This is a genomic window from Pseudomonas sp. TNT2022 ID642, from assembly GCF_028656995.1.
Classification (GTDB): domain Bacteria; phylum Pseudomonadota; class Gammaproteobacteria; order Pseudomonadales; family Pseudomonadaceae; genus Aquipseudomonas.
In genome coordinates this window covers 66,008-81,044 of sequence record NZ_JAMDGW010000013.1, presented here as the reverse complement: position 1 = coordinate 81,044, position 15,037 = coordinate 66,008, and the positions used below count along the sequence as shown (strand labels likewise).

Genomic DNA, 15,037 nt, shown 5'->3' with positions numbered 1-15,037 from the left:
ACTTGCATGAGTCTGCAAGGTAAAGTTGCACTGGTCACCGGTGCAAGCCGTGGCATTGGTCAGGCTATCGCGCTGGAACTGGGTCGTCAGGGCGCCATCGTCATTGGCACCGCGACTTCCGCTTCGGGCGCTGAGCGTATTGCTGCCACCCTGAAGGAAAACGGTATTCAGGGCGCTGGCTTCGAACTCAATGTCACCAGCGATGAATCGGTCAGCGCAGTGCTGGCGGGCATTCAGGAGCAGTTCGGTGCGCCAGTGGCGATCCTGGTCAATAATGCCGGCATCACCCGCGATAACCTGATGATGCGCATGAAAGACGACGAGTGGTACGACGTGATCGATACCAACCTGAACAGTCTGTATCGCCTGTCCAAGGGCGTTCTGCGCGGCATGACCAAGGCGCGTTGGGGTCGAATTATCAGTATTGGCTCGGTGGTGGGTGCCATGGGCAACGCAGGCCAAGTAAACTATGCAGCCGCCAAGGCCGGTCTGGAAGGTTTCAGCCGTGCGATGGCGCGTGAAGTCGGTTCGCGTTCGATTACGGTCAACTCGGTAACCCCAGGGTTTATCGACACCGATATGACGCGCGAGCTGCCTGAAGCACAGCGTGAAGCCTTGCAGACGCAGATTCCGCTGGGTCGTCTGGGACAAGCTCAAGAGATCGCGTCCGTGGTCGCTTTTCTTGCATCCGACGGTGCGGCATACGTCACTGGGGCTACAATCCCGGTGAACGGTGGGATGTACATGTAAGTAAAATGTGACGGATTGCTTCAAAAAAATGTCATACGAGCTGTCTAAAATCCGTTATAAAGCTGCAATCTATTTATAGGCAGAGGGTCGCAGGGTTTGAGGAGTGAAGCTTTCAGTTGAAAAACTGAAAAGTCTTTCTATACACTTACCCACTGGCCAGCTGCCTGAATTTGTCCATTAGGAGTGAAAACAAGGTATGAGCACCATCGAAGAGCGCGTCAAGAAAATCGTTGCCGAGCAACTGGGTGTTAAAGAAGAAGAAGTGGTCAACACCGCTTCCTTCGTAGAAGACCTGGGTGCCGACTCCCTTGACACCGTTGAGCTGGTGATGGCTCTGGAAGAGGAATTCGAGACCGAAATCCCTGACGAAGAAGCTGAGAAGATCACTACTGTACAAGCTGCAATCGATTACGTTACTAGCCACCAGGCGTAATAGTTTGTAATCGTTGTTTGCTGTCATGGAAAAACCGCACTGCCATCATGGCGTGCGGTTTTTTCTTTAGGCCTGATGCAAAGTCGTCGTCATTTGAAAAAGGAGAGTGCTGTGTCGCGTAGACGCGTCGTAGTCACCGGTATGGGTATGTTGTCGCCACTGGGCACGGATGTGCCGAGCAGTTGGCAGGGCATTCTGGCTGGCCGCAGTGGCATTGGTCTGATCGAACACACCGACCTTTCTGCCTATTCCACCCGCTTTGGCGGCTCGGTAAAGGGCTTCAATGTCGAGGAATACCTGTCGGTCAAGGAAGCGCGCAAGCTCGACCTGTTCATTCAGTACGGCCTCGCTGCTGGCTTTCAAGCCGTACGCAACGCTGGTCTGGAAGTCACCGACGCCAACCGTGAACGCATTGGCGTGGCCATGGGTTCGGGTATCGGCGGTCTGACCAACATCGAAGAAACCAGTCGTACCCTGCATGAGACGGGCCCGCGTCGTATCTCGCCATTCTTCGTGCCAGGCTCGATCATCAATATGATTTCCGGTTTCCTGTCCATCCACCTGGGTGCACAGGGGCCTAACTACGCCATCGCCACCGCGTGTACCACCGGTACGCACTGCATTGGCATGGCGGCGCGCAACATCATGTACGACGAAGCCGACGTGATGATTGCCGGCGGTGCCGAAATGGCTGCATGCGGTCTGGGCATGGGCGGCTTCGGCGCGTCCCGAGCGTTGTCGACGCGCAACGAAGAGCCGACTCGCGCCAGCCGTCCGTGGGACAAGGGGCGTGACGGCTTCGTCCTGTCCGACGGCGCCGGTGCACTGGTTCTTGAAGAACTGGAACACGCCAAGGCGCGTGGCGCGACCATCTACGCCGAGCTGATCGGCTTCGGCACCAGCGGTGATGCATTCCACATGACCTCGCCGCCAGCCGACGGCGCCGGTGCAGCACGCTGCATCACCAACGCGCTGCGCGATGCGAAGATCAACATCGATCAAGTGCAGTACATCAACGCTCACGGTACTTCGACTCCGGCTGGTGACCTCGCCGAAGCCAATGCGATCAAGACCGTGTTCGGTGATCACGCCTACAAACTCGCCGTCAGCTCGACCAAGTCGATGACCGGTCACCTGCTGGGTGCGGCGGGCGCGGTCGAGGCGATCTTCAGCGTGCTGGCGATCAACAGCCAGGTAGCGCCGCCGACCATCAACCTCGATGAGCCGGACGAAGGCTGCGATCTCGATTTCGTGCCGCACACTGCGCGCAACATGGATATCGATGTCGTGCTGTCCAACTCCTTCGGTTTTGGCGGCACCAACGGCACCCTGGCATTCCGCCGGTTTGCAGGCTGATGGACTGCTGGGTCGACGGTCAACCGGCTGACAGTCTGTCGCTGAAAGATCGCGGCCTGGCTTACGGTGATGGTCTGTTCGAGACGATCGCCGTGCGTAGCGGCCAGCCGATCCTGCTGGATCGGCACCTGGCGCGTCTGGCCGATGGTTGCGCGCGCCTTGCTATCGCGGCCGATATCGAGCTGATTCGCCATGAGCTGCTGAGCTATGCGGCAGCGATGGGCGAGGGCGTGCTCAAGCTCATCCTCACCCGTGGCGACGGCTTGCGCGGTTATGCGCCCGATCCCGCAGCGCCGGGCCGGCGCATTCTGCAGGGCAATCCTGCGGCGGCTTATCCTGCTGTGCATGCTGAACAAGGCGTTCGCCTGTTTCCATGCAACACGCGACTGTCCAAACAGCCGCTTCTCGCCGGACTCAAACATCTCAATCGATTGGAGCAGGTTCTTGCCCGTGCCGAATGGCAGGACAGCGAGCACGCCGAAGGCTTGATGCTCGATCAGGCCGGCCGAGTGATCGAGGGCGTGTTCAGCAATCTGTTTCTGGTAAGCGACGGTGTGCTGATAACGCCGGACCTCAAGCGTTGCGGTGTCGCCGGTGTGATGCGCGCCGAAATATTGTTTCAGGCCGAGTCAATGGCCATCCCCACGCAAATCGCCGATATCAGCCTCGAACAGCTGCAATGGGCCGATGAAGTGTTTGTCTGCAACAGCGTGTATGGCGTCTGGCCGGTACGCGCCTGTGCTGCACTGAGCTGGCCGGTTGGCCCGCTCACCCGTAAACTGCAAACCATTGCCCGCGCCCTACTGGATGCCTGATTTGTGAGACGTAAACTTTTGCTGCTGCTGGAAACCGGACTGGTTCTGGCAGGGCTGTTGATGGGCGCCAGCGCCTGGAAGATTCACTCTGCACTGGAACAGCCTCTGAACATCAAGCAGGAAGAACTGCTGGATGTGCCGAAAGGCTCTACACCGACCCGCACTTTCCTTTCACTCGAAACCGACGGCGTCATCAAGGATGCGTTCTGGCTGCGGGTTTACTGGCGCTTCAATCTCGCGGGCACGCCGATTCACAGCGGTGAGTACCGCATGCAACCGGGCATGACCGTCAATGGTCTGATCGACTTGTGGAAGCGTGGTGAAGTGGTGCAGTACAGCCTGACCCTGGTCGAAGGCTGGAACTTCCATCAAGTGCGCGCCGCACTGGCCAAAGATGAAAAGATCGAGCAGACCCTCAACGGTTTGAGCGACAGCGACGTCATGGCGAAGATCGGCCATAAAGGACTGTTTCCGGAAGGGCGGTTCTTCCCGGATACCTACCGTTTCGTGCGCGGCATGTCCGATGCCGAACTGCTGAAAAAGGCTTTCGATCGTCTCGACGAGGTATTGGCCAAGGAGTGGGAAAGTCGTTCTGCCGATGTGCCGTATACCGAACCGTATCAAGCGCTGATCATGGCGTCGCTGGTCGAAAAGGAAACCGGCGTGCCGCAGGAGCGCGGGCAGATTGCCGGGGTCTTCGTGCGCCGCATGGCTCTGGGCATGCAGTTGCAGACCGATCCGACGGTGATTTACGGTTTGGGTGATCGCTACAACGGTAAGCTGACCCGTGCTCACTTGAAGGAGCCAACGGCGTATAACACTTACGTGATTCCCGGCTTGCCGCCGACACCGATTGCGATGGTCGGGCGTGAAGCGATTCACGCGGCACTGAATCCGGTGGACGGCACCAGCCTGTACTTCGTTGCACGTGGCGATGGCAGCCATGTGTTCTCCGATGATCTGGATGCACACAACAATGCGGTGCGTGAGTATCAGCTCAAGCGACGTGCCGATTACCGCTCCAGTCCGGCGCCGGCGACAACGCCTGAAGCCGCTCCTGCCAACGAGGAAGCGACTCCGGCAGCGTCTCCGGATACAGCGCCGGAAGCGTTGCCACAAGTTGCGCCGCAGGAGCCTGCGCCCGCTCCAGAAGCCGCCGCCCCACAAAACACGCAATGACTTTGATTAAGGACTGCCTGTGACTGGCTTGTTTATTACCCTGGAAGGCCCGGAAGGCGCCGGCAAAAGCACCAACCGCGAATACCTCGCCGAGCGCCTGCGCGCCGCCGGTATCGAGGTGGTGCTGACCCGTGAGCCGGGTGGCACGCCATTGGCCGAGCGGATTCGCGATGTGCTGCTGGCGCCGGCCGACGAGGTCATGAACCCGGACGCCGAGCTGTTGCTGGTATTCGCCGCGCGCGCTCAGCACTTGGCTGAAGTGATCCGTCCGGCGCTGAACCGTGGTGCGGTGGTGCTGTGTGATCGCTTCACCGATTCGACTTACGCCTATCAGGGTGGCGGTCGCGGTTTGTCGCTGGAGCGCATCGCCACGCTGGAAACTTTTGTGCAGGGCGATCTGCGTCCGGATCTGACGCTGATTTTTGATCTGCCGGTGGAAATCGGCCTGGCTCGCGCCAGTGCCCGTGGCCGTCTGGATCGTTTCGAGCTGGAGGGTCGGGCGTTTTTCGAGGCAGTGCGCAATGCGTTTCTGAAACGCGCCGAAGCCGATCCTGCGCGCTATGTGCGCATCGATGCCGGCCAGCCGTTGGCCAAGGTTCAACAATCGCTGGATACCTTGCTGCCGAACTTGCTGGAGCTGGCCCGTGGCTGAGGCCTATCCATGGCAGGACAGCCTCTGGCAGCAACTGGCCGGGCGTAAGCAGCACGCGCACGCCTATCTGCTGCATGGCCCGGCCGGGATCGGCAAGCGCGCACTGGCCGAGCGTCTGATGGCGAGTCTGTTGTGCCAGCGTCCGACGCCGGAAGCCTGCGGCGAGTGCAAATCCTGTCTGCTGCTCAAGGCCGGTAGTCACCCGGATAATTACATCCTCGAACCGGAAGAAGCCGACAAGGCGATCAAGGTCGATCAGGTGCGTGATCTGGTCAGTTTCGTGGTGCAGACCGCGCAACTGGGCGGGCGCAAAGTGGTGCTGATCGAGCCAGTCGAGTCGATGAACATCAACGCCGCCAACGCCTTGCTGAAAAGCCTTGAAGAGCCGTCCGGCGATACCGTGTTGTTGTTGGTCAGCCATCAGACCAGCCGGTTGCTGCCGACGATCAAGAGCCGCTGCGTGCAACAGGCCTGTCCGTTGCCGGGCGAGGCGATGAGCCTGCAATGGCTGGCCCAGGCGCTGCCCGATTGTTCCGAAGACGAACGTGTCGAATTGCTGACGCTGGCGGCCGGCTCGCCGTTGATGGCGGTCAGTCTGCAATCCCAAGGCGTGCGCGAACAGCGCGCGCAAGTGGTCGAGGGCGTGAAGAAGCTGCTCAAGCAGCAGCAATCGCCGACGCAATTGGCCGAAGAATGGAAAAGCATTCCGATGCTGCGTCTGTTCGACTGGTTCTGCGATTGGTCTAGCCTGATCCTGCGTTATCAATTGACTCAGGATGAAGCGGGTCTCGGTCTGAGCGACATGCGTAAAGTCGTGCAGTACCTGGCGCAGAAAAGTGCGCAAGGTAAAGTCCTCGAGATTCAGGACTGGATTCTCGCCCAGCGGCAGAAGGTCATGAGCAAGGCCAACCTGAATCCGGCCTTGCTGCTGGAAGCGTTGTTGGTGCAATGGGCGGGATTGCCTGGTCAAAGATAAGAATGTGTACCTAGACTCTGAACATCAGCAGTGGAGGTCAACATGAATGAACCCGTCAGCCCCGGGCCGCGCAACGGCATTTTGTCCCTGACCATCAAGGACAAGTCGGTGCTTTACGCCGCCTACATGCCGTTCATCAAGAACGGTGGCTTGTTCATCCCGACCAACAAGAGTTACAGGCTGGGCGATGAGGTGTTCATGCTGCTCAACCTGATGGACGAGGCCGAGAAGATCCCGGTGGCTGGCAGGGTCGCGTGGATCACCCCGAAAGGGGCGCAAGGCAATCGCGCTGCCGGCGTCGGCGTGCAGTTCAACGACGGCGACAACACCGCGCGTAGTCGCATCGAAACCCATCTGGCCGGAGCGCTAAAATCCGACCGTCCCACTCATACGATGTAAGTAGCCGTCTTTTTTATGCTCGTAGATTCCCATTGTCACCTTGATCGCCTCGACCTCGCCGCCCACGACGGCTCGCTGGATGCTGCACTCGATGCCGCCCGGCAGCGCGGAGTAGGGCACTTCCTGTGCATCGGCGTGAGTGCCGATAACGCTGCCGACGTCAAAGCCCTGGCTGAGCGTTATGACGATGTCGACTGTTCGGTCGGCGTGCATCCGCTCGATGTGCAACCCGGCGCTGCCCCAGCGCTGGACTGGCTGCTGCACGAACTCAACCACCCGAAAGTGGTGGCGATCGGTGAAACCGGTCTGGATTATCACTACGAACCGGAAGCCGCAGAGTTGCAGCAAGAGTCATTCCGTCTGCACCTGCAAGCGGCGCAGCACACTGGCAAACCGGTGATCATCCACACCCGTGGCGCCCGTGCCGACACCCTTGAGCTGTTGCGCGACGCGGCGTTGCCGCAGGCCGGTGTGCTGCATTGCTTTACGGAAGACTGGGACATGGCCAAGGCTGCATTGGACATGGGTTATTACATTTCCTTGTCGGGCATTGTCACGTTCCGCAATGCCGATGCGTTGCGTGATGTCGCGAGCAAGGTCCCGGCGGATCGTCTGCTGGTGGAGACCGACTCGCCTTATCTGGCGCCGATCCCTTATCGCGGCAAGCCCAACCTGCCGCAGTATGTGCGCGAAGTGGCGGAGTTTCTGGCGATGCTGCGCGGTGAGAACTACGAGCGTTTTGCCGAGCAGACCACCGAGAACTTCAAGCGACTGTTCCCATTGGCCTCCGTTAAATCTGCCGTGTAGGAGCTGCCGAAGGCTGCGATCTTTTGATCTTGATTTTGACAGGCAAAGGCAAAAGATCGCAGCCTGCGGCAGCTCCTACAGTTGTGATGTGCAGGTAGCTGCGCCAAGCGTCAAATCGCAGGCAAAAAAAACCCGGGTTCTGGGGGGTGAATCCGGGTTAAGACCATTAGGAGTAAAACAAAGGCACGCGGTCCCTTGGTACCTTTATCGGCGCGACACTTGGGGGAGATGTCGCCCGACAGTTCAAGTATTGATCAGTCTGGCGTGCAGTCCAGTTACCCGGTCGGGGTTTTTAAACAAATTTGGAATACGTTTGCTTCAGTTGAGTTCTCATTGCGCCCAAAACGTTCTCAAAATGAACAAGAAACACATATATGGTCGGATGATCCGTGCATTTTTGCGCAAGTTAGGCATAATACGCGGCTTCGAATTTTGACCCTTCAGACCTTTTCTTATGCACAAAGAACCTCGTAAGGTCCGTGAGTTTCGTCGCCGCGAGCAAGAAATTCTCGATACCGCGCTCAAGCTGTTCCTCGACCAAGGTGAAGACAGTGTCACCGTCGAGATGATTGCTGATGCCGTGGGTATCGGCAAAGGCACGATCTACAAGCACTTCAAATCCAAGGCCGAGATCTATCTGCGCCTGATGCTCGATTACGAGCGCGATTTGAACGAGCTGCTGCATTCGGCCGATGTCGACAAGGACAAGGAAGCGCTGTCCCGCGCCTACTTCGAATTCCGCATGCGCGACCCGCAGCGCTATCGCCTGTTCGACCGTCTCGAAGAGAAGGTCGTCAAAGGCAATCAGGTGCCGGAAATGGTCGAGGAGCTGCACAAGATCCGTGCCTCGAACTTCGAACGCCTGACCTTGTTGATCAAGGGCCGCATCAGCGAAGGCAAGCTCGAAGACGTGCCGCCGTACTTCCATTACTGCGCGTCCTGGGCACTGGTGCACGGCGCTGTCGCGCTTTATCACTCGCCGTTCTGGAGCAATGTGCTGGAAGATCAGGAAGGCTTCTTCCAGTTCCTCATGGACATCGGCGTGCGCATGGGCAACAAGCGCAAGCGCGACCCGGAAACGCCGAGCAGCTGAGCCATTCAGCTGGCTTATTGCGCCATGATTTCGCTACATGTCGCAGTACCGCAGGAATATACTCAGGCATAGGGCTTGCTAAAACTTGATTTGTGAGTCAAGTTTTAGCGGCTCGAAATTCTTTCGCCGGAGTGATCATGATCGTTGACCGTCAAGGCAGGCGTTTTCGCAATTTGCGGATCAGTCTGACTTCAGCCTGCAATTACGCGTGTACTTACTGCGTGCCCAACGGCAAGCGGTTGGTGGCTGCGCAGGATGAACTGTCGGCCGACGCCATGGCGCGTGGCGTGGCGTATCTGATCGAGGCTGCCGGCATCGAGCGGTTGCGCATCACCGGCGGCGAACCGCTGGTCAGTCCCAAACTCGAATCGTTCATGACCGCCGTCGGCAAGATGGGCCTGGACGACATCAGCCTGACCACCAACGGTCAACTCCTCGCGAAGAAACTGCCGTTGCTGGTGGATGCCGGCCTGCGTCGGATCAACGTGTCCCTCGATACCCTCGACGCCGGTGCTTTCCGCAGCATCGCCCGAGGCGGTGATTTGGCCACTGTGCTCGATGGCATGGATCAGGCGAAAGAGGCGGGGATGAAGATCAAGGTCAATATGGTGCCATTGCGCGGGCAGAACCTCGATCAGGTCATGCCGCTGCTGGATTACTGTCTGGAACGCGGATATGAGCTGCGCTTTATCGAGTTGATGCGTATGGGCCACTTGGCCAAGGACAACAATGCGTTCCTGCAACAGTTCGTCAGCCTGCAGCAGTTGCTGGAGCTGATTGGCGAACGCTACGAGTACGCGCAAACCGATGCCCCCGTAGACGCCACCGCCGTGCGTTATGCGATTCCCGGCCTGGGCAACTTTGGCGTGATCGCCAACGAAAGCGTGCCGTTCTGCCGGACGTGCTCGCGCTTGCGCCTGTCGTCGACCGGGTGGCTGCATGGCTGCCTGTCGTCGAGCAATCGTCACTATGTCGGCGATTTGCTCGACAAGCCGCGTCATCAGGCGCTGCCGGCGCTCCAGCGTTTGCTGGTCAAGGCGTTGGGCGACAAGCAGGAAGTGGCGTTCTCTGGCGGCGCGACAGTGATGAAAATTATCGGCGGCTGATCAACCGCTTTCGCGAGCAGGCTCGCTCCCACCTTGGAATGTATTCCCCCTGTGGGAGCGAGCCTGCTCGCGAATACGATTTAACCATCAACAAATTTCTTGAGCTGGCGCAAAAGCTGCATCCTACGGCCATTCGCCGGTTTTCCGTCACCGGCCTCTGGAGGAATAGGATGCGTAGCCTGGTTTTGCTGCTGGCCGTTTTGGCGCTTGGCGGCTGTATGACTGTCAGCGATATGGCCGAAGGCACTCGCTACCAAATGAGCGACGCAGGCTTGCTGGACCACAGCGACAGCCGCCGCGTGAACAACTTCCGCATTCAGCCGGACTCGTTCATCTACATCGCCCAAGGCGCGTTCGCACCGCCGGGCGGTTCTTACCCGCGCCCCAATGTCGTGGCCGAAGAGGCCTTCAAGGGTTTCGTCGAATACTTCCCGATGGTCCGCCGCGCCCGTGCGCCGGAAGGCCTCGATCAGGCGATGGGTGAAGCCCGTGACGCCGGCGCGCACTATCTGCTGTACACGCGTTTCGCCAAAGCTGACGACCGCATCGGCAACTCCGATGAGTGGCTGGATGAAGAAGCTGTTGATCGCCTCGGTATCGACGGCGGCGTGATTCAGATCATGTTGATCGAGACCAGCACCCAGTATTTGATTGATACTGCACGGATCAAGAGTCGTGGCGGTTTACTGACGTTCCACGACAGCAAGCCCGAAGACCTGATCGGCCCGCCGCTGGCCCAGTACGCGCGCAGCCTGTTGGGAGTCGGCGACCAATAATTCAAGGAGAACGCCATGAGTGGCCCGCAAAAAGCCAATGACCTGTTGGGACAGATCCCGAAAACCAAAGGCTTGCCGCCGGTGCACTTGTGGAACCCGGACTTCTGCGGCGACATCGACATGCGCATCGCCCGCGACGGCACCTGGTATTACTTGGGCACGCCGATCGGGCGCAAGCCGATGGTCAAATTGTTCTCCACGATCATGCGCCGCGATGGCGATGATTATTTCCTGATCACTCCGGTCGAGAAGGTCGGGATCAAGGTCGATGACGCGCCGTTCGTGGCGATTGCCGTCGAGGTTGAAGGCGAGGGGGAGGCGCAGCTGTTGCGCTTCACCACCAACGTCGAGGAAACCGCCGAGGCCGGGCCGGAGCATCCGATCCGCGTCGAGATTGATCCGACGACGCAAGAGCCCGCGCCCTACGTGCATGTGCGTACCAACCTTGAAGCGCTGATCCACCGAAATGTGTTCTATCAACTGGTGGAGCTGGCGGTCAGCCGCGAGGTCGACGGGCAGCGCTGGCTTGGCGTATGGAGCGGCGGCGAGTTTTTCCGCATCGGCCTCGAACCTTAAAAGATCGCAGCTTTCGGCAGCTCCTACATGGCGTACATCTGTAGGAGCTGCCGAAGGCTGCGATCTTTTTTGTCGTTGACACCTAATCATATGATGATTAGCTTGATCACCCATCGCGATCCGCTTTGAGGTGTTCATGTCCAGCAGCTTTCATGCGTCGACCGTTGACTGGCTGGGCAGCTGGATTGCCGCTGGCCAGGTCAAACCGGGGCAGACCATCAAGGTCGAGGCCGATCTGGGTGAACAGCTCGGGGTCAGTCGCACGGTTATTCGCGAATCAATCAAAACCCTCGTTGCCAAAGGCATGCTCGAAGTCGGGCCGAAAGTCGGTACCCGCGTGCTGCCGGTGCGGCGCTGGAATCTGTTCGATCCGCAAGTGGTCGGGTGGCTGTCGCGCAACGGGCTGCCGGAAAACTTTGTCGATGACTTGCTCGACCTGCGCCGCACTATCGAACCCATGGCCGTGCGCTGGGCGTGTGAGCGGGCGACGCTGGACCAGATCGAAGCGGTGCAACTGGCCTATAACGCCCTTGAGCGCGCGGTCGACAGCGGCACCGATTACAATCGCGCCGACCAGTTCTTCCACGAATGCATTCTCGCCGCCAGCCACAATCAATTCATCGAACAAATGGTCCCGGCGCTCGGTGCGTTGCTGGCGGTATCGTTCGAAGTCTCCGCCGCTGACCCCGATGAGCTGCGCCGTACGCTGCCGATCCACAAAGATATGGCCGACGCCATCGCCGCCCGCGATTCCGCGCGAGGCGTGTGGGCGTGCATGACCCTGATCGACAACGCAGACCTGGCGATCAAACGTTTCTACCCGAAAGTCATGGCCGACAAAAAAGCCAGTTAATACAAGTTTCCCTGTGGGAGCGAGCCTGCTCGCGAAGGCTGTGTATCAGGTAACTCATGCATCGACTGACACGACGCTTTCGCGAGCAGGCTCGCTCCCACATTAAATAACAACAACAAGATCCGAGGAGTTGATATGCCGTGGACCGCCCTGACCCAACACCGTGCCCAGCTCGGTGAAGGCCCGTTCTGGGACGCGCCGACCCAGGCGTTGTACTGGGTCGATATCGCCGGCAAACAGGCGCTGCGCCTGATTGGCCAGAATGTACAGATCTGGCAGCTGCCTGAGCACGTCTCCGCGTTCATCCCCTGCGCCAGCGGCGATGCACTGGTGACCCTGAGCAGTGGCGTATACCGCCTCGATCTCGACTCCCCGGGCCTCGAACCACGTCTAACGCTGCTCTGCGTCGCGGACCCGCAACCGGGCAATCGCCCCAATGAAGCGCGTTGCGATGCTCAAGGCCGACTGTGGCTTGGCACCATGCAAAACAACATTGGTGAGCAGGGCGAAGATCTGCCGATCACCCGTCGCTCCGGTGGCCTGTTCCGGATCGATCCGGATAAACGCGTCACGCCTTTGCTGCGTGGCCTGGGTATACCCAACACGCTGCTGTGGAGTGACGACGGCACCACGCTGCTGTTCGGTGACAGCCTCGACAGCACGCTGCACCGCTATTTCATTCACACCGACGGCAATCTCGATGTCGCGCAAGTCTGGTACGGCCCCGATCAGCAGGGCGGCCCGGACGGCTCGGCGATGGACGCCGAAGGATGCGTGTGGAATGCCCGTTGGGATGGCAGTTGTCTGTTGCGCCTGACACCTGACGGCCAGGTCGAGCGCAAGATCGATCTACCGGTCAGCCGCCCGACCAGTTGTGTATTCGGCGGTGAAGACCTGAAAACCCTGTTCATCACCAGCGCCCAGAGTCCGCACAACCATCCACTGGATGGCTCGGTACTGTCGATGCGCGTGGATGTCGCAGGAAAACTCTGTACGCGCTTTGCGGATTAAATCCCAAAATATGGGATGCAAAATTATATATTGAGATTATTTGGCAGTCGGGTTTATAGTCGGCTGCAGCAGTAACACGCACTCACACTTAAAAAGAACAAAACAGGTGAAGTGATGCAGCGAATGTCTATCGCACTCCCGTGTGGAGTCCGCGTCTCGCAACGGCTCGATGCCGTCGGCCGCGCCTGCCTGTTTCGTTCAAACCGCCTTCCAGACCGGACATCGGCAGATGCCCGGTTTTTTTGCGCTTGCGAAACAGGAGTCCTGATCCATGGCTGAACCTCTTACCCTGCCGCCGGTGCCCGCACCGCCGAAGGGCGAGCGTCTGAAAAACAAGGTCGTGCTGCTGACCGGTGCTGCGCAAGGCATTGGCGAAGCCATCGTCGCTGCCTGCGCCTCGCAGCAAGCGAAACTGCTGATCAGCGATATCCAGGCTGAGAAAGTCGAGCAGGTAGCCGCCCATTGGCGTGAGCAGGGTTACGACGTCCAAGCGCTGAAGGCTGATGTTTCGCGTCAGCAGGATCTGCATGCTATGGCCAGACGCGCGGTTGAACTGCACGGGCGTATCGATGTGCTGGTCAATTGCGCCGGGGTCAACGTGTTCCGTGATCCTTTGCAAATGACTGAAGAAGACTGGCGTCGCTGCTTCGCCATCGATCTGGATGGCGCCTGGTTCGGCTGCAAAGCGGTGTTGCCACAGATGATCGAGCAGGGCGTCGGCAGCATCATCAACATCGCCTCGACCCATTCCAGTCACATTATTCCCGGCTGCTTTCCGTACCCGGTGGCCAAACACGGTTTGCTCGGCCTGACCCGCGCGCTTGGCATCGAATACGCGGCGAAAGGCATCCGCGTCAACGCCATCGCGCCGGGCTACATCGAAACGCAACTGAACGTCGATTACTGGAACGGTTTCGCCAACCCGCACGCCGAGCGTCAGCGTGCTTTCGATCTGCACCCGCCGAAACGCATCGGTCAGCCTCTGGAAGTGGCAATGACGGCGGTGTTTCTGGCCAGTGATGAAGCGCCGTTCATCAATGCCTCGTGTATCACCATCGATGGTGGCCGCTCGGTGATGTACCACGACTGAATAAATAGATTTCGAGCGCTGAACTACGCTTAAAATCCAATCATCATACGATATGACTATTTTCAACCCGCTTCACTGAGAACACGCTTTAACGCTTTTCAAACATTGCTCAAAAAAAATAACAAGGAGTCAGCTTATGAAACGTCGTTTCGGGATTCGTACCCTGTGCAGTACCGCTTTGGCGGTTACCGCGTTCAGCCTGAGCAGTGCGCTGCTCGCTGCCGACACCGTAAAAATCGGTTTTCTGGTCAAGCAGGCTGAAGAGCCGTGGTTTCAGACCGAGTGGGCCTTCGCCGAGAAAGCCGCCAAGGACAAGGGCTTCGAACTGATCAAGATCGCTGTGCCGGACGGCGAGAAAACCCTCTCGGCCATCGACAGCCTCGCCGCCAACGGTGCCAAGGGCTTCGTCATTTGCCCGCCGGACGTGTCGCTCGGCCCGGCGATCATGGCCAAAGCCAAACTCAATGACCTGAAAGTGATTGCCGTCGATGACCGTTTCGTCGACGCCAACGGCAAGTTCATGGAAGACGTGCCGTACCTCGGCATGGCCGCGTTCGAGGTCGGCCAGAAGCAGGGCAACGCCATGGTTGCCGAAGCGAAAAAACGCAACTGGGACTGGAAAGACACCTACGCGGTGGTCAACACCTATAACGAACTCGACACCGGCAAGAAACGCACCGACGGCTCGGTGAAGTCCCTCGAAGACGCCGGCATGCCGAAGGATCACATTCTGTTCGCCGCGCTGAAAACCCTCGACGTACCGGGCAGCATGGACGCGACCAACTCGGCACTGGTGAAACTGCCGAGCGGCGCAAAAAACCTGATCATCGGCGGTATGAACGACAACACCGTGCTTGGCGGCGTACGCGCAACCGAAGCCGCCGGTTTTGCCGCGGCCAACGTGATCGGCATCGGCATCAACGGCACTGACGCCATCGGCGAACTGAAAAAGCCCAACAGCGGTTTCTTCGGTTCGATGCTGCCGAGCCCGCACATCGAAGGCTACAAGACCGCCGAGATGATGTACGAGTGGGTCACCACCGGCAAAGAACCGCCGAAGTACACCGCGATGGACGACGTCACCCTGATCACCCGCGAGAACTTCAAGCAAGAGCTGGAAAAAATCGGCTTGTGGAACTGACGGCAACGCCGGCCCGGGCAACCG

General features: G+C 58.9%; 17 protein-coding genes. All 17 read left to right on the top strand.

Annotation, left to right across the window (positions count from 1 at the left end):
- Positions 1-6 precede the first annotated feature (6 nt).
- The 17 genes from fabG (at position 7) to M5G26_RS13915 (ending at position 15,013) form a co-directional block, all read left to right on the top strand.
- A complete protein-coding gene (gene fabG, locus M5G26_RS13995) occupies positions 7-750 on the top strand; it encodes a 3-oxoacyl-ACP reductase FabG (protein WP_034155354.1) in 744 nt (247 codons plus the stop codon).
- Positions 751-946: 196 nt separating this feature from the next.
- Positions 947-1,183 (top strand): acyl carrier protein, encoded by a 237-nt coding sequence (gene acpP / locus M5G26_RS13990; protein WP_003175607.1) that lies wholly within the window; start codon positions 947-949, stop codon positions 1,181-1,183.
- A gap of 111 nt (positions 1,184-1,294) precedes the next feature.
- Positions 1,295-2,539, top strand: a complete 1,245-nt coding sequence (gene fabF / locus M5G26_RS13985) for a beta-ketoacyl-ACP synthase II (RefSeq protein ID WP_273915745.1) — start codon at positions 1,295-1,297, stop codon at positions 2,537-2,539.
- The gene (pabC, locus tag M5G26_RS13980; protein ID WP_273915744.1) at positions 2,539-3,354 is read left to right on the top strand and encodes an aminodeoxychorismate lyase; all 816 of its coding nucleotides are present in this window, start codon (positions 2,539-2,541) and stop codon (positions 3,352-3,354) included. Before fabF ends, pabC begins: the two co-directional genes overlap by 1 nt.
- Before the next feature lie 3 nt (positions 3,355-3,357).
- The gene (gene mltG, locus M5G26_RS13975; RefSeq protein ID WP_273915743.1) at positions 3,358-4,533 is read left to right on the top strand and encodes an endolytic transglycosylase MltG; all 1,176 of its coding nucleotides are present in this window, start codon (positions 3,358-3,360) and stop codon (positions 4,531-4,533) included.
- Between the two features lie 19 nt (positions 4,534-4,552).
- Positions 4,553-5,185: a dTMP kinase gene (tmk, locus tag M5G26_RS13970; RefSeq protein WP_122597220.1), complete on the top strand. Its 633-nt coding sequence runs from the start codon at positions 4,553-4,555 to the stop codon at positions 5,183-5,185.
- Entirely contained in the window at positions 5,178-6,161 is a 984-nt protein-coding gene (locus tag M5G26_RS13965; RefSeq protein ID WP_134176408.1) for a DNA polymerase III subunit delta', read from the top strand. Before tmk ends, M5G26_RS13965 begins: the two co-directional genes overlap by 8 nt.
- A gap of 42 nt (positions 6,162-6,203) precedes the next feature.
- On the top strand, positions 6,204-6,560 hold the full coding sequence (locus M5G26_RS13960; protein ID WP_273915742.1) for a PilZ domain-containing protein: 357 nt from the start codon (positions 6,204-6,206) through the stop codon (positions 6,558-6,560).
- A gap of 15 nt (positions 6,561-6,575) precedes the next feature.
- Positions 6,576-7,367 (top strand): TatD family hydrolase, encoded by a 792-nt coding sequence (locus tag M5G26_RS13955; protein WP_273915741.1) that lies wholly within the window; start codon positions 6,576-6,578, stop codon positions 7,365-7,367.
- Positions 7,368-7,821: 454 nt separating this feature from the next.
- Positions 7,822-8,460, top strand: a complete 639-nt coding sequence (locus M5G26_RS13950) for a TetR/AcrR family transcriptional regulator (RefSeq protein WP_007908276.1) — start codon at positions 7,822-7,824, stop codon at positions 8,458-8,460.
- A gap of 137 nt (positions 8,461-8,597) precedes the next feature.
- Positions 8,598-9,566, top strand: a complete 969-nt coding sequence (locus M5G26_RS13945) for a GTP 3',8-cyclase MoaA (RefSeq protein WP_273915740.1) — start codon at positions 8,598-8,600, stop codon at positions 9,564-9,566.
- Between the two features lie 170 nt (positions 9,567-9,736).
- A complete protein-coding gene (locus M5G26_RS13940) occupies positions 9,737-10,342 on the top strand; it encodes a DUF4823 domain-containing protein (protein WP_007908280.1) in 606 nt (201 codons plus the stop codon).
- A gap of 15 nt (positions 10,343-10,357) precedes the next feature.
- On the top strand, positions 10,358-10,918 hold the full coding sequence (locus M5G26_RS13935; RefSeq protein ID WP_134176405.1) for a DUF1285 domain-containing protein: 561 nt from the start codon (positions 10,358-10,360) through the stop codon (positions 10,916-10,918).
- 136 nt (positions 10,919-11,054) lie between these two features.
- A complete protein-coding gene (locus M5G26_RS13930) occupies positions 11,055-11,771 on the top strand; it encodes a FadR/GntR family transcriptional regulator (RefSeq protein WP_273915737.1) in 717 nt (238 codons plus the stop codon).
- A gap of 135 nt (positions 11,772-11,906) precedes the next feature.
- Entirely contained in the window at positions 11,907-12,782 is an 876-nt protein-coding gene (locus M5G26_RS13925) for an SMP-30/gluconolactonase/LRE family protein (protein WP_273915736.1), read from the top strand.
- 271 nt (positions 12,783-13,053) lie between these two features.
- Complete coding sequence (locus tag M5G26_RS13920) at positions 13,054-13,872, top strand: SDR family oxidoreductase (protein WP_273915735.1); 819 nt, start codon at positions 13,054-13,056, stop codon at positions 13,870-13,872.
- Between the two features lie 136 nt (positions 13,873-14,008).
- Positions 14,009-15,013 (top strand): substrate-binding domain-containing protein, encoded by a 1,005-nt coding sequence (locus M5G26_RS13915; protein ID WP_095120568.1) that lies wholly within the window; start codon positions 14,009-14,011, stop codon positions 15,011-15,013.
- The last annotated feature ends 24 nt before the right edge of the window (positions 15,014-15,037 follow it).